The organism is Pseudomonas sp. SAR267 (genome assembly GCF_052077595.1).
Taxonomy (GTDB): Bacteria; Pseudomonadota; Gammaproteobacteria; order Pseudomonadales; family Pseudomonadaceae; genus Aquipseudomonas; species Aquipseudomonas vlassakiae.
In genome coordinates this window covers 1,189,991-1,211,241 of the sequence record NZ_JBQIHU010000001.1, presented here as the reverse complement: position 1 = coordinate 1,211,241, position 21,251 = coordinate 1,189,991, and the positions used below count along the sequence as shown (strand labels likewise).

Sequence of the window (21,251 nt, the reverse complement as noted above, 5' to 3'; positions counted from 1 at the left end):
CATGCGTACCGAACAACCGCAAGTGATCTACCTCAAGGATTACCAGGCGCCCGAGTACCTCATCGACGAGACGCACCTGACCTTCGAGCTGTTCGAGGACCACACCCTGGTTCACGCGCAACTGGTCATGCGCCGCAACCCGGCACGCGGTGCCGGCCTGCCGCCGCTGGAGCTGGACGGCCAGCAGCTGGAGCTGCTGCGCGCCGCGCTGGACGATGTCGAACTGCAGGCGAGCGACTATCAGCTCGAAGCCGACAGCCTGACCGTTCAGCCAAAGGCCGAACACTTCACCCTCGACACCAGCGTGAAGATCCACCCGGAAAGCAACACCGCACTGGAAGGCCTGTACAAGTCCGGCAAGATGTTCTGCACCCAGTGCGAGGCCGAGGGCTTCCGCAAGATCACCTATTACCTCGACCGCCCGGACGTGATGAGCAAATTCACCACCACGGTGATCGCCGAGCAGCATCGCTACCCGGTGCTGCTGAGCAACGGCAACCCGATCGGCAGCGGTCCGGCAGAAGACGGCCGCCACTGGGCGACCTGGGAAGACCCGTTCATGAAGCCGGCCTACCTGTTCGCGCTGGTGGCCGGTGACCTGTGGTGCGTCGAAGACAACTTCGTCCGCCAGTCCGGCCGCGACGTGACGCTGCGCATCTACGTCGAGCCCGAGAACATCGACAAGTGCGACCACGCCATGGTCAGCCTGAAGAAGTCCATGCGCTGGGATGAGGAAGTCTACGGTCGCGAGTACGACCTGGACATCTTCATGATCGTCGCGGTCAACGACTTCAACATGGGCGCCATGGAAAACAAGGGCCTGAACATCTTCAACTCGAGCTGCGTGCTGGCCCGCGCCGAAACCGCCACCGATGCCGCCCACCAGCGCGTCGAGGGTGTGGTCGCCCACGAGTACTTCCACAACTGGTCGGGCAACCGCGTGACCTGCCGCGACTGGTTCCAACTGTCGCTCAAGGAAGGCTTCACGGTGTTCCGCGATGCCGAGTTCAGCGCCGACATGAACTCGCGCACGGTCAAGCGCATCGAGGATGTCGCTTACCTGCGTACCCATCAGTTCGCCGAAGACGCCGGCCCCATGGCCCACCCGGTGCGCCCGGACAGCTTCATCGAAATCTCCAACTTCTACACCCTGACCGTGTACGAGAAGGGCGCCGAAGTGGTGCGCATGGTGCGCACCTTGCTGGGTGCAGACGGCTTCCGCAAGGGCAGCGACCTGTACTTCGAACGCCACGATGGCCAGGCCGTGACCACCGATGATTTCATCAAGGCCATGGAAGACGCCAACGGCGTCGACCTCACCCAGTTCAAGCGCTGGTACAACCAGGCCGGCACCCCGCGCCTGGAAGTCAGCGAGGCTTATGATGCCGCCGCGCAGGCCTACAGCCTGACCTTCCGCCAGCGCTGCCCGCAGACCCCGGACAGGGCCGAGAAGCTGCCGTTCGTGATCCCGGTCGAGCTGGGCCTGCTCGATGCCGAGGGCAACGACTTGCCGCTGCAACTGGCCGGTGAAGCCCAGGCGACTGGCACCACCCGCGTGCTGTCGGTGACCGAAGCCGAGCAGACCTTCACCTTCCAGGGCATCGTTGCCAAGCCGCTGCCGTCGCTGCTGCGCGGCTTCAGCGCGCCGGTCAAGCTGAGCTTCCCGTACGACCGCGACCAGCTGATGTTCCTCATGCAGCACGACAGCGATGGCTTCAACCGCTGGGAAGCGGGCCAGCAGCTGTCGGTGCAGGTGCTGCAGGAGCTGATTGGCCAGCACCGGCGCGGGGAGGCGTTGAAGCTTGACCAGCGCCTGATCACCGCCCTGGGTACTGTGCTGGGCAACGAATCGCTGGACCCCGCCATGGTCGCCGAAATGCTGTCGCTGCCAGGCGAGGCCTACCTGACCGAGATCAGCCAGGTGGCGGACGTCGACGCCATCCACGCCGCGCGCGAGTTCGCCCGCCAGCAGATCGCCGAGGAACTGTTCGACGCCCTGTGGGCGCGCTATCAGGCCAACCGCGAGGTGTCGCGCAACACCGCCTACGTGGCCGCCGCCGAACACTTCGCCCGCCGCAGCCTGCAGAACATCGCCCTGTCGTATCTGATGCAGAGCGGCAAGGCGCAGGTGCTGGAGGCGACCCTGGAGCAGTTCGAGCACTGCGACAACATGACCGAGCGCCTGACCGCGCTGGCCGTGCTGGTCAACTCGCCGTTCGAGGCCGAGCGTGCCAAGGCCCTGGAGACCTTCGCCGAGCACTTCAAGGACAACCCGCTGGTCATGGACCAGTGGTTCAGCGTGCAGGCCGCCAGCACGCTGCCGGGCGGGCTGGCGCGGGTCAAGGCGCTGATGCAGCACCCGGCGTTCACCCTGAAGAACCCGAACAAGGTGCGGGCGCTGATCGGTGCCTTTGCCGGGCAGAACCTGGTCAACTTCCATGCTGCCGATGGTTCGGGCTATCGCTTCCTGGCGGATTTGGTGATCGAGCTGAATGCGCTGAACCCGCAGATTGCCTCGCGCCAACTGGCACCGCTGACCCGCTGGCGCAAGTATGACGATGCGCGGCAGGTGCTGATGAAGGGCGAGCTGGAGCGGATTCTTGCGTCTGGCGCGCTGTCCAGTGATGTGTATGAAGTGGTGAGCAAGAGCCTGGCGTAAGCCTGGTAGATCTTGGGGCTGCTTTGCAGCCCTTTCGCGACACAAGGCCGCTCCTACAGGGGACTCGCATTTCCTTGTAGGAGCGGCCTTGTGTCGCGAAAGGGCCGCACAGCGGCCCCAGCTTTTTTGGCGGTTAACAAAACATAACGTCCCGTTCGTTGTAATCGCGCAACCTTCCCCGATACGATCCCCCAAGCCTCTAAGACAGGCTTTTCACAGCACAGACCCACCAAGAAAAACACAACAGGGGATGGTCATGAAGCAGCGGGTGATGACGCAGGCCAGGCGTGGTGCCTGGCCATTGGCGGCTGGCGCGATGCTGGCGCTGGCACTGGGGATGTGGGCTGACAGCGCGCAGGCCGCTGCGGCCGACGAATACTCTACCGAGTCAGCCAAGGCCAGCCAGAGCCTGCTGATCGGCGCCGCCCATGCCGGCAAGCGCCTGGTGGTGGTCGGTGATCGTGGCCACATTCTGTTCTCCGACGACCAGGGCAACACCTGGACCCAGGCCCGGGTACCCACCCGCCAGCTGCTTACTGCCGTGTTCTTCCTCGACGACAAGCGTGGCTGGGCGGTCGGCCACGATGCGCAGATCCTCGCCAGCAGCGACGGCGGCGCGACCTGGAGCAAGCAGTTCGAAGACCTGTCCCGTGAAGCGCCGCTGCTCGACATCACCTTCCTCGACGCCCAGCACGGCTTCGCCGTGGGGGCCTACGGCGCGCTGCTGGAAACCCGCGATGGCGGCCAGCATTGGCAGGACATCGCCGAACGCCTGGACAATCCTGATCAGCTGCACCTCAACGGCATTACCCGGGTGCGCGATGCCGGATTGTTCATCGTCGGTGAGCAGGGCGGCATGTACCGCTCCAGCGACGACGGCCAGACCTGGGCCAAGGTGCAGGGCCCATACGAGGGGTCGCTGTTTGGAGTGGTCGCTACCACCCAGGCGAAGACGCTGTTGGCCTATGGCCTGCGTGGCAACCTGTTCCGCTCCGCCGACTTTGGTGACAGCTGGCAGGCGATCACGCTCAAGGCCGACCGTGGCGAGCTCGAATTCGGCCTGGCAGGCGCTACGCTTGTCGAAGATGGCAGCCTGGTGCTGGTCGGCAATGGCGGCAGCGTGCTGCGCAGCACCGATGATGGCCAGACCTTCAGCGTCTACAACCGCAGCGACCGCATCGCCCTGGCCGGTGTCAGTGGCCTGGCCAATGGTGGTTTGCTGCTGGTGGGGCAGGGCGGTGTGCACCTGGCCAACGCCGAAGGTGCAGAACCGGCTGCCGGGGAGGTGCGTCCATGACCAGCAGGGAGAGCATTACCATGCACCCGCACCATCAGGACAAGGCCACGCTGCTCGAACGCCTGATCTTCAACAACCGCCCGGTGGTCATCGCCCTGTGCCTCTTGGTCAGCATCTTCCTGTTCTGGCAGGCCACGCAGATCCGCCCCTCGACCAGCTTCGAGAAGATGATCCCGCTGCAGCACCCGTTCATCGAACAGATGATGGAGCACCGCAACGACCTGGCCAACCTCGGCAACACCGTGCGCATTTCGGTCGAGGCGGTCAACGGCGACATCTTCGACAAGGACTACATGGAAACGCTGCGGCAGATCCATGACGAGGTGTTCTACATCCCCGGGGTCGACCGCGCCGGCCTCAAGTCGCTGTGGAGCCCCAGCGTGCGCTGGAGCGAGGTCACCGAGGAGGGCTTCTCCGGCGGCGAAGTCATCCCCAACACCTACAACGGCTCCCAGGACAGCCTCGACACCCTGCGCGACAACGTGCTCAAGTCCGGCCAGGTCGGGCGCCTGGTGGGCAACAACTTCAAGTCCAGCATCGTCGACGTGCCGCTGCTGGAGAGCTTCCCCGACCCGCAGGACCCTGGCAAGCAGGTCAAGCTCGATTACCAGCAGTTCTCGCACCAGCTGGAAGAGAAGATCCGCGACAAGTTCCAGGCACAGAACCCCAACGTGAAGATCCACATCATCGGCTTCGCCAAGAAGGTCGGCGACCTGATCGACGGCCTGGTCATGGTGGCGATGTTCTTCGGCGTGGCCCTGGTGATCACCTGGGTCCTGCTGTACTGGTTCACCTGGTGCATCCGCAGCACCATCGCCGTGCTCATCACCACCCTGGTGGCGGTGGTCTGGCAACTGGGCCTGATGCATGCCGTGGGCTTCGGCCTTGACCCGTACTCGATGCTGGTACCGTTCCTGATCTTCGCCATCGGCATTTCCCACGGGGTACAGAAGATCAACGGCATCGCCTTGCAGTCGAGTGACGCCGACAATGCCTTGACCGCCGCCCGGCGCACCTTCCGTCAACTGTTCCTGCCGGGAATGATCGCCATCCTCGCCGACGCCGTGGGCTTCATCACCCTGCTGATCATCGACATCGGCGTGATCCGCGAACTGGCCATCGGCGCGTCCATCGGTGTGGCGGTGATCGTGTTCACCAACCTGATTCTGCTGCCGGTGGCCATTTCCTACGTCGGCATCAGCAAGAAGGCCATCGAGCGCAGCAAGAAGGACGCGACCCGCGAGCACCCGTTCTGGCGCCTGCTGTCGAACTTTGCCAGCGCCAAGGTGGCCCCGGTGTCCATCACCCTGGCGCTGATCGCCTTTGCCGGCGGCCTGTGGTACAGCCAGAACCTGAAGATCGGCGACCTTGACCAGGGCGCGCCGGAGCTGCGCCCGGATTCGCGTTACAACCAGGACAACAACTTCATCATCAGCAATTATTCGACCAGTTCCGACGTACTGGTGATCATGGTCAAGACACCGGCAGAGAGCTGCTCGATCCACTCGACCATGGCGCCGATCGACGAACTGATGTGGACCATGCAGAACACCCCCGGCGTGCAGTCGGCGATCTCCCTGGTGACCGTGTCCAAGCAGGTGATCAAGGGCATGAACGAGGGCAGCTTGAAGTGGGAGACGCTTTCACGCAACCCGGACATCCTCAACAACTCCATCGCCCGCGCCGACGGCCTGTACAACGCCGACTGCTCGCTGGCGCCGGTGCTGGTGTTCCTCAACGACCACAAGGCCGAGACCCTGGAGCGTGTCACTGCGGTGGCCAAGGCGTTTGCCGACAGCCATGACAAGGAGGACCTGCAGTTCCTGCTGGCGGCGGGTAACGCCGGGATCGAGGCGGCCACCAACGAAGTGATCAAGTCGGCCGAGCTGACCATCCTGATCCTGGTCTACCTGTGCGTGGCGGTGATGTGCATGATCACCTTCCGCTCGTTCGCCGCGACCCTGTGCATCGTGCTGCCGCTGGTGCTGACTTCGGTATTGGGTAACGCGCTGATGGCGTTCATGGGCATCGGCGTCAAGGTCGCCACTTTGCCGGTGGTGGCCCTGGGCGTGGGTATCGGCGTGGACTACGGTATCTACATCTACAGCCGCCTTGAAAGCTTCCTGCGTGCCGGCCTGCCGTTGCAGGAGGCTTACTACCAGACCCTGCGCTCGACCGGTAAAGCGGTGCTGTTCACCGGCCTGTGCCTGGCGATCGGCGTGTGCACCTGGATCTTCTCGGCGATCAAGTTCCAGGCCGACATGGGGTTGATGCTGACCTTCATGTTGCTGTGGAACATGTTCGGGGCGCTGTGGCTGCTGCCAGCACTGGCGCGGTTCCTGATCAAGCCGGAGAAGATGGTGGGCAAGGAGGGGGGCTCCATTTTCGCCCATTGAATCGCTGGGGGCCGCTTCGCGGCCCTTTCCGACCGGTCCGGCGCCCCGGCAAGGCTGCTCCCACAGGAGATCGCATGATTTCAAATGGATGCGATCTTCTGTGGGAGCGGCCTTGTGTCGCGATGGGCTGCAAAGCAGCCCCAGGGGTTATAATCCCGGCACATCCCTTACAGGTACCCCCATGTCTCCCCTCGCCACCGCCCTCGCATCCTGCGACATGCTCCTGATCGACGGCCTGCACGCCTTCGACTTCACCTGCGACGAATCCGGCCTGACCATCGAATGCATGGACGGCCGCCAACTTCGCCGCTGGTCCTTCACCCCCGAGCAGATCGCTGCCGCCGTCGGTGCCAATGATGAATGGCAACTCAACGATGCCCAGGGCGAGCATCGTCTAGTCTGTATGAGTGCCTTTCGCGCCCCGGATGAAGACGACGATGAACCCGATCTGGACGAGCCTGCTGACCGCTAGCCTGATGAGCCTGACAATCACCGCCCACGCCGCCACGTTGCTGGTGGGCAGCTACACCGATGGCCAGAGCCAGGGCATCTACCGTTACGCGTTCGACAGCAAGACCGGGCAGATCGACCCGACGCCGCAACAGGTGGTCAAGAGCGTCAGTCCGTCGTGGCTGGTGCTGTCAGCCGACCAGCGCCAGTTGTTCGCGGTCAATGAAACCCCGAACGGCCAAGTCAGCAGCTTCAGCGTCAGCGCCAAGGGCGAGATCAAGCCGCTGAACCAGGTGGCCAGCCGTGGTGATGAACCGACCCATGCCAGCCTGAGCCGTGACCAGCGCTACCTGTTCGTGGCCAACTACGCCGTTGCCCCCGACCCGGGCGGCAGCCTGGTGGTGATCCCGGTGGCCAAGGACGGCAAGCTCAAGGACGTGGTCCAGCAGCTGCAGCACACGCCCAGCAAGGTCAACCTTGAGCGCCAGGCCGGAGCCCACGTGCATTCGCTGGTGCTGTCACCGGATGGCCTGCATGTGTATGCCTGCGACCTGGGCGCCGACAAGGTCTTCATCTATCGCTACGACGGTGCCAGCGCCGATCACCCACTGACCCCGGCGATCCCGGCGTCGGTGGACCTGCCGCCCGGCAGCGGGCCGCGGCATCTGCTGTTCGATGCCAAGGGCCGGCATGCCTACCTGACGCTGGAAATGAGCGGCGAAGTGGTGATGTTCGACGTCAAGGACGCTGCCTTGCTGGAGCGTCAGCGCCTGCCGCTGACCGAGCAACAGGATGCCGCCGCCAAGGCTTCGGGTGGCCTGCACCTGTCGGCGGACGGGCGCTTCCTGTATGTCAGCAACCGCGGCACGGCGAACGAGATCGTGGTGTTCAGCGTGGGTAAGGACGATGGCCAGCTGACCTTCCTGCAGCGCCGTTCGGTGGAAGGCGACCACCCGCGGGAGTTCGCCCTGGACCCGAGCGACAACTTCCTGCTGGTGGCCAACCAGAAGAGCAACCAGATCGTGGTCATGCGCCGCGACCCGCGCAGCGGCAAGCTTGGCGAGACGGTGCAGAACTTCAAGCAGGATGCGCCTTCGGATCTCAAGTTCATCGATTGACTATCGATAGCGGTGATAACCCTTACCAGCGCAATGAATTTCTGCGGGCGACCTCAGCGGCGTAAGTTTGACCCAAGGCCCAAGCGGCTGAACGTCAAACCACATCTGTCGAGGTCAGCCACCATGAACTTCAATCTCTTCCCTGTGATTGCCGCATCTGCCATCTCCGCTTCCGTCGTGCTGCCGGCCCATGCCCATGCCGATACCCGCAAGGCCACGTCCACCCACAGCTACACCGAGCAGTACCTGCGCCAGAGCGCCAACTTTCATGCGGCCTTGAGTGGCAAGCACAGCCACTGATTGAGGCCTTGCACGGTCACTGTGGGAGCGGGCATGCCCGCGAAGCAGACACCGCGGTGTGTGGCACCGGCGTTGCCGGTGTTCGCGGGCGAGCCCGCTCCCACAGAGACCGAGTTGCAGCCTGAAGCGCTTTAGCGAGCCATGACCGAGTTGAAGAGCTCCGAAGCCAACCACCCCTCCAGCCAGCTCCGCACTTGCGGATAAGCCGCCTCGGCGAACCACTGCGGTTCGACCCCGGCAAACTGGCGCATCAGGGGCAACAGGGCGGCATCGGCCAGGCTCGGGTGAGCGGCCAGGAGGTACGGCCGGCCTTCGAGCAATTGTTCCAGCTCCGCCAGCCAGGCTTCGGCCTGCTGGCGATAGTGCTGGCGGGAATACTCAGGGTAGCGCTCGGCGTACTTGTACAGGTTCACCTGCGCCTTGAACGTGCTGTCATTGCGGGCAATCAGTACCTCGGCATGCTGTGCGGCGGCCGGGTCGGCGTGCAGGCGCCAATCCTGTGGGTCGTGTTGCTCGAGCGCCCAGCGCATGATGTCGAGGCTCTCTTCCAGTACCGCGGCGCCGGTATCCAGTACCGGCACCGTGCCCTTGGGTGACAAGGCCAGCAGTTCTGCCGGCTTGTTCTTCATCGCCACCTCGACAATCTCTACCGCGCAGCCGGCATAGCGCAGCGCCAGGCGCGCACGCATCGCCCACGGGCAGCGGCGGAACGAGTAGAGGATCACCCGCACACCTCCACGTCGCTCAGGCCATTGCCCTGGCGGCGCACCTGGATCTGCACCGGAATGCGCTCGTGCATCTCCTGCACGTGAGAGATCACCGCGACCTTGCGGCCTTGCGCCTGCAGGCCGTCGAGGGCGTCCATCGCCAGTTGCAGCGACTCAGGGTCGAGGCTGCCGAACCCTTCGTCGATGAACAGCGACTCGATGCGCAGGGTGCTCGAGGCCATCGATGCCAGGCCCAGGGCCAGGGCCAGCGAGACCAGGAACGTTTCACCGCCAGACAGCGAGTGCACCGAGCGCAGCTCGTCGCCCATCTCGGTGTCCAGCACCAGCAGGCCCAGGGCGCTGCCACCGCGCTTGAGGCGATAGCGGCGCGCCAGCTGGCGCAGCTGGGCGTTGGCGTGATGTAGCAGCAGGTCGAGGTTGTAGCCTTGGGCGATCTTGCGGAACACGTCGCCCGAGGCCGAGCCGATCAGCGCGTTCAGCCGCGCCCAGCGCTGCCATTGCTGGTGGGCCTGCTCGATTTCCCCGGCCAACGCCTGGCTCGCCTGCTGGCGACGCTGATCGTCGGCCTGCTGCGCGCGCAATTCGGCGCATTGCTGCTCATGGCCGGCCAAGCGCTCGCGCAGTTCGCCCAGCGTTTGCTCAAGGTCTTCGGCCGACGATTCGACGGTCATCTGCGCGGCGTGTTGCTGCAGGCGCTGGTCGCGCTCCTGGAGCAGCACACGGCTCTGCTCGACGGCCTTCTCGGCAAGTTGCAGGCGCTGGCGCAGCTCGCCCAACTGGGCGTCGTCGATAGCCAACAGGCGATCCAGCCCGGCGTCGTCCAGCTCTGGATGCTCGGCACGCCACTGGGCGATGTCGCCCTGCAGCTGCTGGTACTCGCTTTCCAGTACCTGCTGTTGCTGGCTATTGGCCTTGATTTCACTGGCCAGCTGCACGCCCTGGGTGCGCAGATCCTGCAGGTGCTGGGCGGTTTGCGCATCGATGGCACGGGCCTGCTCCAGCTGGCTGTCCATGTGCTGGTGCCAGGCTTCGGCGCTGGCCTGCTCACCGAGCAGCTCGGCCAGCGCGGCCTGGGCCTGCTGACGTTGGCTTTCGAGGGCGGCGAGCTGCTGCTGCACGTGTGCCAGGGTTTGCTCGCGGGCTTGCTGCTGATCGCGCAGCTTGTCCAGTTGCACCTGGCGTGCCTGCAGTTCTTCCTGCTCGTCCTTGCGCTGCTCCAGTTGCTGCAGCCGCTGGGCGATTTGCTGGTCGAGGGCCAGGAAAGCGTTGGCCGGATCATCGCCGAGGGCTTTGAGCACATCACCCGGCAGCACGTTGGCCAGGCCGTCCAGGCCCTGCCTAAGCTGTTGTTCATCGCTGGCCAAGGCCTGGTGCTGCTGGTCGAGATGGCGCTGGGCCTGCTGTTGGGCCTCCTGCGCCGCCTGCAGTTGCTGGTTGAGGCGCGCGGCATCCTTTTGCAGGGCAAGCAGGGCACTCTGGCGCTTCTCGTCCTTGCCGATCTCTTCGTCCAGGCGCCGCAGCTGGCTGTCGAGCCAGGCGCTGCGGGCCTTGTCGTCCTGCGGGGCGAGGGCGGGCCAGAGGCTGTGCGACTGCAGCTGGGCCACCAGCGGTTGTACCTGTTCGGCAAGTTGCTGCTGTTGCTGTTGATGGTCCTTGAGCTGAGCGTTGACCACGCCCAGCTGGGTGCGCAGGTCGACCAGCTTGCCGTTGAGGGTTTCGACCTGTTTCTGCGCGGTTGCTTCTTCAGCATGGTCATGGCGACCGAGGCTTTGCAGCAGGGCCTCGGGTTGATGGAACGGGTGTTCGGCACTGCCACATACCGGGCAGGGCTCGCCGTCGCGCAACTGGGCGCGCAGCTCTTCGACGCTGTTAGTGCGCGCCAGGCGCTGGCGCTCCAGCAACTGCCGAGTGAGGTTGAGCGCCTGTTCGGCAGCTTCCTGCTCGGCCTTGGCCGCAGTGCCTTCGCCGATCAGTTGCTGGCGTTGCTGCATGGCCTGCTGCTGACGCTCACGCAGGGCATCGAGCTGCTGGCGCAGTTCCTGTTCACGGCCGTGCAGGCGCGAAAGTTCTTCGACGGCGCGTTGCTGCTTGCGGTTGTCCTGCAGCATGTTGCCGAGCAGGTCGATCTGTTCGGCCAGGGCCTGTGGTTCGGCCTTGGCTTCGCGGAACAGCAGCTCGAAGTGCTCGCGCAGGGCCTGCAATTGAACATTGGCCTGGCTGGCCTGGGCCTGCAGGCCAGGCAGCTCTTCCCGGCCCTTGGCCAGGCGGCCACCGATCAGCATCACCTGCTTGAGTTGTGGCAGGTAGGCCTGCCAGGCATTGGCCAGGCCGGCCAAATGCTGGCTGTCGGCCAGGGCGCTGTCGATCTGGGCCAGTTGCTGCTGGCTGCGCTGCTGGTTTGCTTCCATTTGCTGCAGTTGCTGCTGGCCTTCGGCAAGCTGCTGGGTGGCCAGCTCGCAGGCGCTACGCTGCCCCGCCAGTTCCTGGTCAAGACGTATCAGGTGGTCCTGGGCTGCGAAGGCCTGGCGCAGGCGCGGGGCATTTTCGCTGTGCAAGGCCTGGCGTTGTGCCAGGGCCTCCTGAGACGCCAGCGATGCGTGTTCCAGCTCCACGGTGCGCCTTTGCAATTCGGTTTGCTGGCGCTGTTGCTCGGCTATTTGTGCCACCAGTGGTGCCAGTTGCGCGCCGAGCGTCTGCTGCCGGTGGAACTGGTGGCGCTGCGGCGCCAGGCGCTCCAGGCGTTGCAGGTCGAGGCGTTGCTCAGCCAGCTGTTGCCAGTCTTGTTCGGCTGCTTGAAGGGTGGCGCTGGCTTCGCCGTGCTGGGCCTGCAGCTGACGTTGTTCATTGAACCAGTTGCGTTGCTGCTCGAGTTGGCGCTCGCCGGCCTGGTCGGCCTTGAACTGCTGCAATGCCTGTTCCAGGCGCTGGTCGAGTTCGGCGCGGGCCTCTGCGGCCATCGGCAGGAGGTGGCTGGCACGCTCCTTGAGGGCGTTGTAGGTGTCTGCAGCTTCCCGCGCCTTGCTGAAGGCACGTTGGCCGAGGCGGGTATAGATGGCGGTGTTGGTGAGCTTTTCCAGTAGCTCGCTGCGTTCTTTGTCGTCGGCCTTGAGGAAGGCGCCGAACTCACTTTGTGCCAGCATCACCGCGCGGGTGAACTGCTCGAAATTCAGGCCCAGGCGGGCTTCGATCAGTTGCTTGTATTCGTTCTTGCCGCTGCCCAGCAGCTGTTCGCTGTCCAGGTCATACAGGCTCTGGCGGCTCAACTGCAGCTTGCCGTTGGCCTTGTCGCGGGCGCGGTTGGCTTCCCAGCGGGCGCGGTAGCGGTGGCCGTCGATGCCGACGAAGTCGACTTCAGCAAAGCCGCTGCCGGTGCCCCGGCGCAGCAGGTTGCGCGGGTCGGACGTGGGGATTTCACCGTCGGCATCCGGCACCTTGGCTTCGCGGGCGATGTCGCTCAGGCGCGGCACGGTACCGAACAAGGCCAGGCACAGGGCATCGAGCAGGGTGCTCTTGCCGGCGCCGGTAGGCCCGGTGATGGCGAACAGGCCGGCGCTGGCCAGGGGCTCGGCGGTGAAGTCGATATCGACCGGGCCGACCAGGGATGCCAGGTTCTTCAGGCGGATGGCGAGAATCTTCATGGCTGTTCCTCTTCCAGCTGGACGTCCTGCAGCAGCAGGGCGAAATCGGCCAGGGCCTGCTCGTCGACGGGGTTGCCGTAGGCCTGTTCCCAGGCGCGGCTGAACAGGTCCTGTGGGGTCATCTGCGCCAACTCGACGAATTGCAGGTCGTCGTCTTCGCTGTTGGTGCGGCCGGCGTATTCGGCGCTGATGCGGATCAACCGTACGGCCTTGCCCTGAAGCGCGGTTTCGATCTGCTGGCGCAGGTCGGGTTGCGGCTCGTCGAGAACCACCCGCACCTCCAGCCAAGGCTGACGGTTGGGGTCTTCGAGCAGGTCGATCACCGGCAGCTCGGCCAGTTGTTCGAGCAGTTCGCCGAGCGGCGCCGGGCCGACCCGCTGCAGGGCCACCGCACGCGGCACCGGGCGCGGCTCGACGCTGACCAGCTCGCTGCCCTCGAGTTCGACTTCCAGTACCTGGTGCGGGTAGTTGATTTCGGCGAACGACAGCGGGATCGGCGAGCCGCTGTAGCGGATGCGGTTTTCGCGGTTGACCTTCTGCGGCTTGTGCAGGTGGCCGAGCGCCACGTAGCTGATCGACTTGTCGAACAGCTTGGCTGGCAGTGCCTCGGCATTGCCGATGATCAGGCTGCGCTCGGAGTCTTCGGACACCGCACCACCGGCCATGTGGGCGTGGCTGATGGCGATCAGCGCCTGGTCCTTCTTGCGTTTCTTCTGCGCCGCGCCAATCAGTTGCTGGTGCACCTGGGTGATGCCTTGCAGGTAGTCGTCGCCCAGCTGCGGGCCGGTCACTTCGGCCGGGCGCAGGAAGGGCAGGGCCAGGCACCAGGCAGCGACCTTGCCACGGCCGTTGGTCAGCGGGATCAGCAGGCGCTCGGCGTCCAGTTGGCCTTCGTCGAGCCAATGCACCCGGCCCAGCGCGTGGGTGCGCAGGCGGCGCATGAGTGCCGCCGGCAATTCGATACGCGAGCCGGAGTCGTGGTTGCCGGCGATCATCACGATGTCCAGCTTCGGTTGCTGCTCGTGGGCCTGGACGATGAAGTCGTAAAGCCGCTCCTGGGCTTTGACCGGCGGGTTGACCGTGTCGAAGATGTCGCCAGCGATCAGCAGCGCGTCCGGCTGGCGCAGGCGCAGCTGGCCGAGCAGCCAGTCGAGGAAGCAAGCGTGTTCGAAGTCGCGTTCCTGGCCGTGCAGGCTTTGGCCCAGATGCCAGTCGGAGGTGTGAAACAGACGCATGGATGACCTGTTGGTGTCGAGTCAGCAAGCCGGGGCTTGGCTTGGGAGGTGGGCGTTGCGCAAGGGCGGTATGGTAACTCAAGCTTGCGTCGGGGTGCATGGCAGTGCGGATAGGCCGATGAACAACTGGCAACCGTGATGCGGTCATTGTTCTGCAACAGCGCTCGCCTGGCATTTTTGTCAGTTGCCTTGCTGTTGTTGATGGCTGAAAAATTGTGCTTGGGCAATTTACCTATCTCAGCCGCATGATGCGAGGCGATGGCAAACCTGGCACAGGTCTATACGGTGTACGGGTACTGCGCACGACCCGGCAAAAAGACTGCACTTGGTTTCAATGGTGAACGGCTGGTCGTTGAGTTGGCAAGTTACCTCTTGGGCAACGGTTATCGTGCCTTGCCTTTGTACGAGCAGCAACTAACCATCGCTCAAGACTTGGCGAAGACCAAATACAATCACTTACCCAAAAGAAAAAATTGGAGTTTGACAGTTCGCGAGACACTGAGACGCCCATGATGGATGCGCTCGGCAACTTTGATAATCCTTTACTGCCAGTGTTGCGCATTGTCCATGTCGCTAAGTCGGTAGGGAGTGACCCCGCTTCGCCTGTCCAAACGGCTGCACAACTTCGAGCGGGAGAGTCAGTGGTTTGAACTGTTCATCGTGTTACGGCCGTTTCGTGACTTGGCTCTCACGCTACCCGAGTTGCAGGCTTGCCCTTGAACCAATCTTGAACTAGCCTCGGAACCGGCCAAATTCCAGGCCATTCACACCCACGGACGATCATCACGGAGCTCCCCATGGAAGGCATCCCGCAAACCCAATCCAGCACTGGCAACCTCAAGCCGAAATGGCAGGAGCGTTTCGCCTTCTTCGATCAGTACGGCAGCCCGAGCAGCGCCGCCTACAAGGCCGCCCTGAAAGCTGCGCCCTTCGGCAAAAGGCTGCTGATCGGAATGAACTTCATCGCCTTCTTCTTCGGCCCGATCTACTTGTTTGTGCTGGGTCTGTGGAAAAAGAACTTGTCCCTGCTGGGGATCATTGTGGCGATCACCTTGGTGATCGAGATTTTCCAGAATGTGACTGGCATCGTCATGCCGAAGGCGCTGGATACTGGCATCAACGTGGCGTTCAACGTGATGTACGGGATTCTCACCAACTATGCTTATTACCTGAAGCAGACCACGGGCAAGCAAGGCTGGAACCCGTTCGAGGGCTTGCGTTTCATTTGAAGGCTTTGTAGCGCGCGAAAGGGCTTAGAGGTGCCTGGCGGGAGAGACTCAGCGCCTGTGAGATCGAGCGCCGCCCGCGCGGCGCATCGCGGGCAAGCCCGCTCCCACATTTGTTTCGGGCCAGTCACTCCTGCACTGCCAACAGGGACCGCCTTGGTGCATGACTTGAGATAGGTGGAGCAGCATTAGCGCCCACCGAGATGTATCGCCATGCCAACAAGGCTGCTCCTGTTGGCATCACAGGAGTGACTGGCCCGAAACAAATGTGGGAGCGGGCTTGCCCGCGATGCGCCGCGCGGGCGGCGCTCGATCTCAAGAGCGCTGAAGATCCCAAGGCATGACTTCCAAACCCAAACCCTCACTTCGGATAAAGCGGCGGCAAACTCCCACTCTCGCCCGCAGGCAACAATACCTGCTCCGCCGGCGGAATCGTGCCGATCGCCCGCCACAGATCCTCCCCCTGCCAATACTGCCCACTCTCGCTATAAAGCGCCCCGTTCAACCCGTCCAGCGCATCCGACAACGGCACGAACCGCGCCGCCATCTCAGCCAGGGTCTCCGGCTGCTGCCGCGCCCAGGCATCGAGCGCCTGGCGGGTAGCCTGTGGGTCGTTGGCCTGGCATGCGCGCTTGAGGTCATCCAGCAAAGTCCGCGGGCTCGGCCCGTTCTGCGCAGCACGCAGCACTGCTGGTTGCGAGCGGGCGCGCCACCACAGGGCGAAACCGAGCACGGTGGTCAGGGCGAACAGCAGGGTGGCGAGCTGCCAGGGCCACAGCAGCTGATTCGCACCGCCAAGGTCGCCAACCGGGGAGTCGGCGCTCAGCGCCGGGTTGTCTAACACATCCAGCATGCGCGCCGGCAGGCTGCTGTGCTCCAGATGGTCTTCGCGGGTGTTCCACCAAGTGACTTCCACGGCCGGCAGGGCCAGCTTGCCGCTGTGTGTCGGCACCAGCGCTTCACGCTCTTCGCGGTTGGCAGTCATGCCGCGTTCGTTGATCTCGTTGCGCAGCACCGGCTGGTCCGGGTAGCGGCGCAGGCCGACGATCTCGGTGGCGGGCAGTTGTGGCAGCTGGGTGCTCGACAGGCCTTCGGCGCGCAGGGTGATGCTGCGCGTCAATGAGTCGCCAATCTGAGGTTGCTGGCTCGCCGGGTCTGGGTTCCAGTGTTCTTCCAGGCTCAGGCCTCGCGCCGGCAGCCAGGGCACGTTGGCCGGCCAGGTAGCGGGGATGGGGCGTACTGCCAGGCGTAGCGGCAGCGAACTGACCTGCACCTGGCGGCCGACCCGGGCGGTGCTGGCAGGTTGCTGGCTGTTGTCGGCGGCGGTGGCAGTGAAGGTCAGCGGCGGGATGTCCAGGTCGCCGCTCTGCTGCGGGTACACCGCGTAGCGGGTTTCGATCACCCCGTGGCGCACACCGTTGATTTCCTTCTCGTAAGTGCGCGACTCACCCAGCGGCTCGACCTTGGCATTCTCCAGCTGCAGTGGGCTCAGGCTGCTGTCGTCGTACAGCGACACCGAGTGGTAGATGCGCAGGGTCAGCACGGCCTGTGCCTGGACGTACACCTCGTTGCTGTCCAGGGTGGCTTCGACGAAGACTTGCGAGGCGACTTCCGGGCGGCTGCTGTCGGCCTGCAGCACTTGCAGGTCGATGGCCTGGCTGTGCGACTGGCCCAGTTGCAGCTCGGGAATACGCAGGCTGCCGCTGCGCCGGGGCAGCAGGGTAATGATCCAGCGGGTGCTGGCGCGTGTTTCGCCGTCGAGGGTGTGCAAGCTGTTCAACTGGCGCGTGCCGCGCACTTCGAAGTCGCCTTCCAGGGCACGCAAATCAGGCTTGCCGAACTGGGTCACGTCCTGGCTTTCGAGGGTCAGTTCGAGGGTTTCGCCGGCCTCCAGGCGCGTGCGGTCGACGCTGGCCTGCAGCGTGGGTAGGGCCTGGGCCATGATGGCCCACAACAGGCCAAGAACAAAGACGCCGAAGCGACTCATCGTGTGTTTTCCTGATGCAATTGCTGTTCATACCAGAATTTGCGCCGCAACAGCTCCGCCGGGTTGTCGGGGATCTCGCGCAGCCATTGTTCCAGAGCCTGACGCTGCTCGGCATCGAGGCTGGTCGATACCGGGCGCTGCGGCGGCTGGGTGATGCTGTCGTCATCGCCGCCCTGGTTGCCAGGCGCCGCCTGGCTGTTGTTGGTGCCTTCACCGGGTTGTTCGGCGCTGGCCTGTTCTTCGCTCGCAGGCGTGCCCTGGGCAGGGCTGCTGGCCGAACTGCTGTTGCCTTCGGTTTCGCTGCCCGGAGTGCCTTGGGCGTCGCTCTCGGCCGGTTGTTCCTCGGCCTGGGCCTCGCGTTGCTGCAGCAACTGTTGCACCAGCGCCTGGTTGGCCAGTGCCGGCTGCAGGTCGGGCTGGCGCTCCAGGGCCTGTTCGTAGGCATCCAGGGCGGCTTCCAGCTCGCCGCTACGGGCCAGGGCATTGCCTCGATTGCAGTGGGCTGCGGCGCTGTCGCCCTGGGCGAAGGCTTCGGCGGCAGCGGCGTAGTCGCCGGCCTGGTACAGCGCCATGCCGCGCCATTGCGGGTCCTGGAAATGCCGGGCGGCGTCTGCCGGGCGCTGCTTGCCCAACAGCATCTGGCCCTGTTGATCGGGGCGCAGCCACAGGTCGTTGAACTCGAAGGCCTGGCTCGGTTGTGGCAGGGCCAGCAGCAGCGGCAGGCAGAACAGCCAGCCGCGGCGCCCGGCACAGGCGGCCAGCAACAACAATGGCAGCAACAGCCAGTAGCCCTGGTCGGCCCAGCTGTCCAGCTGCAGGGTCTGGCCGGCATCGTGCAGGCGGCGCGGGTTGTCGAACAGGCCAAGGCCGCGCAGGTCGAGGTCGTCGATGCGGGCATGGCGGTAGCGCCCGCCGGTGCCGCTGATGAAGGCCTTGAGGCTGGCACTGTCGAGCCGTGGCAGGAGGATGCCCCCCTGGTCATCCTTGAGGTATTCGCCATTGGCCTGGCGCACCGGCGCGCCGTCGCCGGTGCCGATGCCAAGCATCAGCAGGCTCGGGCCCTGGCGGCCGAGGGCCTGGCTGATGCCTTGGCGCTCCGCTGCGCTCAGCGCCGAGCCGACCAGCAGCAGACGGCCCTGGCCGAGGCCACTCTGCGCCAGCAGGGCCAGGCCTTTTTGCACGGCAAGGTCGGCGCGTTGGCCCGGTTTGGGCATGATCGATGGGTCGATGGCTTCCAGCAGGTTGCGCGTGGTGCCGAGGTCATCCGACAGCGGCACCAGCGTGTGCGCACTGCCGGCGTAGACGATCAGCGCGGTCTGGCTGTCGTTGCGGTGTTCGAGCAAGTCGAGGATCTTGCGTCGCGCCTGTTCCAGGCGGTTGGGCGTAACATCCTCGGCCAGCATCTGCGGGGTCAGTTCGAGCAGGATCACCAGCGGGTCGGCGGGGCGCTGGCGGGTTTCTTCCAGGCGCTGCCAGCTCGGCCCGAGCAGGGCCAGCACCACCAGCAACCAGGCCAGGCCCAGGGCCACCCAGGGCAGCTTGCTGTTGCTGCCGCTGCCACCGCCGAGCAGCACCGGGTGGAACGCTGGCGGCAGGATCATCTGCCAGCGCCCGGCACGTTTGCGCCGGTGCCAGAGCTTGAACAGCAGCCAGCCGAGCAGGGGCACGACCAGCAGCCAGAGCGGGCGCAACCATTGTGGCCAGAGATCGATCATCGCCGTTTCCTCAGGCGCAGGCGTTTCAGGCGCTGGCGCCATTCCGGATGGGGCTGCAGGAAGCGGGGTCTGCGCAGCACCTTGTGCAGCAGGTTGTCGGGCCATTGCACTGCCACCACCAGCAACACGCTGAGCAGCAGGGCCAAGGCCAGCGGCCAGGCATACAGGGCTTTGGCCGTACGCGCTTGGGTTGGCTGCTGGGCCACCGGTTCAAGCTGGTCGAGGGTATCGCCGATGGCGTTCAGCTCAGCGCCGTCATGGGCGCGGAAGTAGGCGCCGTGGGTGATTTCGGCAATTTCCCTGAGTGACGCTTCGTCGAGGTCCAGGCTCGGGTTCAGGCCGAGCAGGCCGGGGGTACCGCTGGCCTCGGGGTTGGCGCCGATACCAATGGTATAGATGCGCACGTCTTCCTGGGCAGCCAGGCGGGCGGCTGTCAGTGGGTGGATCTGCCCGCCGTTGTTGGCACCATCGGTGACCAGCACCAGTACCCGGCTTTGCGCCGGGCGCTGGCGCAGGCGCTTGACCGCCAGGCCGATGGCGTCGCCGATGGCGGTGTTCTTGCCGGCGATGCCGATCTGCGCCTCGTCGAGGAAGGTGCGCACGGTGCGCCGGTCGAAGGTCAGCGGGGCTTGCAGGTAAGCCTGGCTGCCAAACAGGATCAAGCCGACACGGTCGCCTTCGCGGTCTTGCAGGAAGTCGCCGAGCAGTGCCTTGACCAGGTCGAGGCGGCTGATGTCTTCGTCTTTCCACTGCATGTCGGGGAAGTCCATCGAGCCCGAGACATCCACTGCCACCAGCAGGTCGCGGCCACTGGAGGCCACCGGCACCGGCTCGCCAAGCCATTGCGGGCGCGCGGCGGCCAGCAGCAGCAACAGCCAGATCACCACATACGGTGCCTGTTGGCGCAGGGTCGGCAGGTTCAGCCGTGCGCGGCGCCCGGCCAGGCCCTCCAGTTCGTCGAGGAAACCGACCTTGAGCACCGGCTCGCCGCTGTCGGCGGCGGGCAGCAAAAGGCGCGCCAGCCACGGTAGCGGCAGCAACACGAAGATCCACGGCCAGGCCAGCTCAAACATGTTTGCGAATCCAGGTTTCGACCGCCTGGCTGAGCCCGACGATAGCCTTGTCGTCGAGCTTGCACTCGGGCTTGTAGGCGCCTTCGACCAGCACCATCCAGCGGGTCAGGCCGGCGGCCGGGCAGCGGTTGTCGAGAAAGGCCAGCCACTGGCGGCCGTTCAAGGTATGGCTGTTGGCACCGGGGTAGTGGTTGCGGCACAGGCGCTTGAGCAGGGCGTTGATCTGCTGCAGCCAGGCGCCGGCCGGTGCGCCGTCGTAGGGGCGCGGCAGGCGGGCGAGTTCGGCCAGCGCTTCCAGGCGCACCGGGTCGAGCGGCAACTCGGCGCGTACCACCGGGCGCTTGCCCGGCCGCCAGCGGCGCAACCGCCACAAGCCCCAGACCAGCAGCGGCAACAGCGCAAGCAACAGCCACCAGCCCGGTGCCGGCGGCCACAGGCCGATCGCTGGCGGTGCGATCAGCGGTTGCAGCTGGTCCAGCGGGTTCACTGGCCACTCCCGGGGCGCTGGGCGTTCAGGTATTCGCGCAGTTGTTCGATCATCTCGCTCTGGGTGCTCAGCGGCATCAGCAGCACGCGCAGCTTCTGTGCCATCAGCTCCCAGCGCTCGATGCGCGCTTCGGCTTGGTGACGGTAAGCCTGGCGCAGGTTGGCGTCCAGGGTGTCAAGCTCCAGCTGCGCGCCGCGTTGGGCGAAGCGCAGCAGGCCGGCGGCGGGCAGGGCGTGGTCGAGCGGGTCGGACACCGGCATCAGCAGCAGGTCGCAATGGCGCGAGAGCATGGCCAGGTGTTGCTCGGCCTGGGCGCTGAGCGAGCGTTCGTCGCAGATGACAATGGCCAGGCTGCCAGGGCGCAACACCTCACGGGCGCGGCGCAGGGCCAGGCCAAGGCTGTCGGCCTGGGGCGCGGCTTCGGTGTGCAGGGCCTGGTTGACCTTGGCCAGGCGGTTGAGCAGCTGCAGCAGGCTCTGCTTGCTGCGCCGGGGTTTGATCTCGTGGTGCTCGTTATCGCCGAACACCAGCCCGCCGATACGGTCGTTGTGGCCCAGCGCGGCCCAGCCGAACAGCGCGGCAGCTTCGGCTGCGAGCACCGACTTGAACATCAGTCCCGAGCCGAAGAACAGGCGCTGGCTCTGCTCGACGAGGATGAAAATCGGCCGTTCGCGTTCTTCGTGGAACAGCTTGGTGTGCGGTTCCTGGGTGCGTGCGGTGACGCGCCAGTCGATGTTGCGTACATCGTCACCGGCCTGGTACACGCGCACCTGGTCGAAGTCCACGCCCCGCCCGCGCAGTTTGGAATGGTGCAGGCCGACCAGCGGGCTGCGCTGGCCCGGGCGGGAAAACAGCTGGATCTCGCGCACGCGGTGGCGCATGTCGATCAGTTCGGCGAGGCCGATGCGGATGCCGGGTTCGGCCTGCAGCGCGGTGGGCATG

15 protein-coding genes are annotated in these 21,251 nt (G+C 65.0%); 7 read left to right on the top strand and 8 right to left on the bottom strand.

Annotation, left to right across the window (positions count from 1 at the left end; genetic code table 11):
• The first annotated feature begins 1 nt into the window (after position 1).
• The 6 genes from pepN to ACTORR_RS05920 all read left to right on the top strand — a co-directional run bounded on the left by pepN (position 2) and on the right by ACTORR_RS05920 (position 8,220).
• Entirely contained in the window at positions 2-2,659 is a 2,658-nt protein-coding gene (gene pepN, locus ACTORR_RS05945) for an aminopeptidase N (protein ID WP_441343581.1), read from the top strand.
• 271 nt (positions 2,660-2,930) lie between these two features.
• On the top strand, positions 2,931-3,956 hold the full coding sequence (locus ACTORR_RS05940) for a WD40/YVTN/BNR-like repeat-containing protein (RefSeq protein WP_371263251.1): 1,026 nt from the start codon (positions 2,931-2,933) through the stop codon (positions 3,954-3,956).
• A gap of 20 nt (positions 3,957-3,976) precedes the next feature.
• A complete protein-coding gene (locus tag ACTORR_RS05935; RefSeq protein ID WP_054885787.1) occupies positions 3,977-6,352 on the top strand; it encodes an efflux RND transporter permease subunit in 2,376 nt (791 codons plus the stop codon).
• A gap of 181 nt (positions 6,353-6,533) precedes the next feature.
• Complete coding sequence (locus ACTORR_RS05930) at positions 6,534-6,824, top strand: DUF5629 family protein (RefSeq protein WP_054885770.1); 291 nt, start codon at positions 6,534-6,536, stop codon at positions 6,822-6,824.
• Positions 6,790-7,920: a lactonase family protein gene (locus ACTORR_RS05925; RefSeq protein WP_177332395.1), complete on the top strand. Its 1,131-nt coding sequence runs from the start codon at positions 6,790-6,792 to the stop codon at positions 7,918-7,920. The genes ACTORR_RS05930 and ACTORR_RS05925 overlap by 35 nt, the downstream gene beginning before the upstream one ends.
• A gap of 123 nt (positions 7,921-8,043) precedes the next feature.
• A complete protein-coding gene (locus ACTORR_RS05920) occupies positions 8,044-8,220 on the top strand; it encodes a hypothetical protein (protein ID WP_176510170.1) in 177 nt (58 codons plus the stop codon).
• 131 nt (positions 8,221-8,351) lie between these two features.
• Here the strand turns inward: ACTORR_RS05920 and ACTORR_RS05915 are convergent, their stop codons facing one another.
• From ACTORR_RS05915 to ACTORR_RS05905, 3 genes are read right to left on the bottom strand one after another with little or no spacing between them, the layout of a single operon-like run.
• Positions 8,352-8,945: a glutathione S-transferase gene (locus ACTORR_RS05915; RefSeq protein ID WP_054885772.1), complete on the bottom strand. Its 594-nt coding sequence runs from the start codon at positions 8,943-8,945 to the stop codon at positions 8,352-8,354.
• A complete protein-coding gene (locus ACTORR_RS05910; RefSeq protein WP_441343580.1) occupies positions 8,942-12,586 on the bottom strand; it encodes an AAA family ATPase in 3,645 nt (1,214 codons plus the stop codon). Before ACTORR_RS05910 ends, ACTORR_RS05915 begins: the two co-directional genes overlap by 4 nt.
• Entirely contained in the window at positions 12,583-13,821 is a 1,239-nt protein-coding gene (locus ACTORR_RS05905) for an exonuclease SbcCD subunit D C-terminal domain-containing protein (RefSeq protein ID WP_054885774.1), read from the bottom strand. The genes ACTORR_RS05910 and ACTORR_RS05905 overlap by 4 nt, the downstream gene beginning before the upstream one ends.
• Before the next feature lie 797 nt (positions 13,822-14,618).
• Between ACTORR_RS05905 and ACTORR_RS05900 the strand changes: the two genes are divergently transcribed.
• Complete coding sequence (locus ACTORR_RS05900) at positions 14,619-15,050, top strand: DUF2628 domain-containing protein (protein WP_313365900.1); 432 nt, start codon at positions 14,619-14,621, stop codon at positions 15,048-15,050.
• Between the two features lie 358 nt (positions 15,051-15,408).
• On the opposite strand, the gene ACTORR_RS05895 is transcribed toward ACTORR_RS05900, so the two are convergent.
• From ACTORR_RS05895 to ACTORR_RS05875, 5 genes are read right to left on the bottom strand one after another with little or no spacing between them, the layout of a single operon-like run.
• Entirely contained in the window at positions 15,409-17,034 is a 1,626-nt protein-coding gene (locus ACTORR_RS05895; protein WP_313365866.1) for a BatD family protein, read from the bottom strand.
• On the bottom strand, positions 17,031-18,749 hold the full coding sequence (locus tag ACTORR_RS05890; protein WP_313365865.1) for a tetratricopeptide repeat protein: 1,719 nt from the start codon (positions 18,747-18,749) through the stop codon (positions 17,031-17,033). Before ACTORR_RS05890 ends, ACTORR_RS05895 begins: the two co-directional genes overlap by 4 nt.
• Complete coding sequence (locus ACTORR_RS05885) at positions 18,746-19,822, bottom strand: vWA domain-containing protein (RefSeq protein WP_054885778.1); 1,077 nt, start codon at positions 19,820-19,822, stop codon at positions 18,746-18,748. Before ACTORR_RS05885 ends, ACTORR_RS05890 begins: the two co-directional genes overlap by 4 nt.
• On the bottom strand, positions 19,815-20,309 hold the full coding sequence (locus tag ACTORR_RS05880) for a DUF4381 domain-containing protein (RefSeq protein WP_027919336.1): 495 nt from the start codon (positions 20,307-20,309) through the stop codon (positions 19,815-19,817). Before ACTORR_RS05880 ends, ACTORR_RS05885 begins: the two co-directional genes overlap by 8 nt.
• Positions 20,306-21,250 (bottom strand): DUF58 domain-containing protein, encoded by a 945-nt coding sequence (locus ACTORR_RS05875; protein ID WP_054885779.1) that lies wholly within the window; start codon positions 21,248-21,250, stop codon positions 20,306-20,308. The genes ACTORR_RS05880 and ACTORR_RS05875 overlap by 4 nt, the downstream gene beginning before the upstream one ends.
• Position 21,251: the final 1 nt, after the last annotated feature.

What these genes read in the sequence shown, in the direction of transcription:
- ACTORR_RS05910 (WP_441343580.1), bottom strand. Translation starts at nt 12,586, where the DNA reads ATGAAGATTCTCGCCATCCGCCTGAAGAACCTGGCATCCCTGGTCGGC.
- ACTORR_RS05900 (WP_313365900.1), top strand. Translation starts at nt 14,619, where the DNA reads ATGGAAGGCATCCCGCAAACCCAATCCAGCACTGGCAACCTCAAGCCG.
- ACTORR_RS05935 (WP_054885787.1), top strand. Translation starts at nt 3,977, where the DNA reads ATGCACCCGCACCATCAGGACAAGGCCACGCTGCTCGAACGCCTGATC.
- ACTORR_RS05920 (WP_176510170.1), top strand. Translation starts at nt 8,044, where the DNA reads ATGAACTTCAATCTCTTCCCTGTGATTGCCGCATCTGCCATCTCCGCT.
- ACTORR_RS05875 (WP_054885779.1), bottom strand. Translation starts at nt 21,250, where the DNA reads ATGCCCACCGCGCTGCAGGCCGAACCCGGCATCCGCATCGGCCTCGCC.
- ACTORR_RS05895 (WP_313365866.1), bottom strand. Translation starts at nt 17,034, where the DNA reads ATGAGTCGCTTCGGCGTCTTTGTTCTTGGCCTGTTGTGGGCCATCATG.
- ACTORR_RS05905 (WP_054885774.1), bottom strand. Translation starts at nt 13,821, where the DNA reads ATGCGTCTGTTTCACACCTCCGACTGGCATCTGGGCCAAAGCCTGCAC.
- pepN (WP_441343581.1), top strand. Translation starts at nt 2, where the DNA reads ATGCGTACCGAACAACCGCAAGTGATCTACCTCAAGGATTACCAGGCG.
- ACTORR_RS05930 (WP_054885770.1), top strand. Translation starts at nt 6,534, where the DNA reads ATGTCTCCCCTCGCCACCGCCCTCGCATCCTGCGACATGCTCCTGATC.
- ACTORR_RS05940 (WP_371263251.1), top strand. Translation starts at nt 2,931, where the DNA reads ATGACGCAGGCCAGGCGTGGTGCCTGGCCATTGGCGGCTGGCGCGATG.
- ACTORR_RS05925 (WP_177332395.1), top strand. Translation starts at nt 6,790, where the DNA reads ATGAACCCGATCTGGACGAGCCTGCTGACCGCTAGCCTGATGAGCCTG.
- ACTORR_RS05890 (WP_313365865.1), bottom strand. Translation starts at nt 18,749, where the DNA reads ATGATCGATCTCTGGCCACAATGGTTGCGCCCGCTCTGGCTGCTGGTC.
- ACTORR_RS05885 (WP_054885778.1), bottom strand. Translation starts at nt 19,822, where the DNA reads ATGTTTGAGCTGGCCTGGCCGTGGATCTTCGTGTTGCTGCCGCTACCG.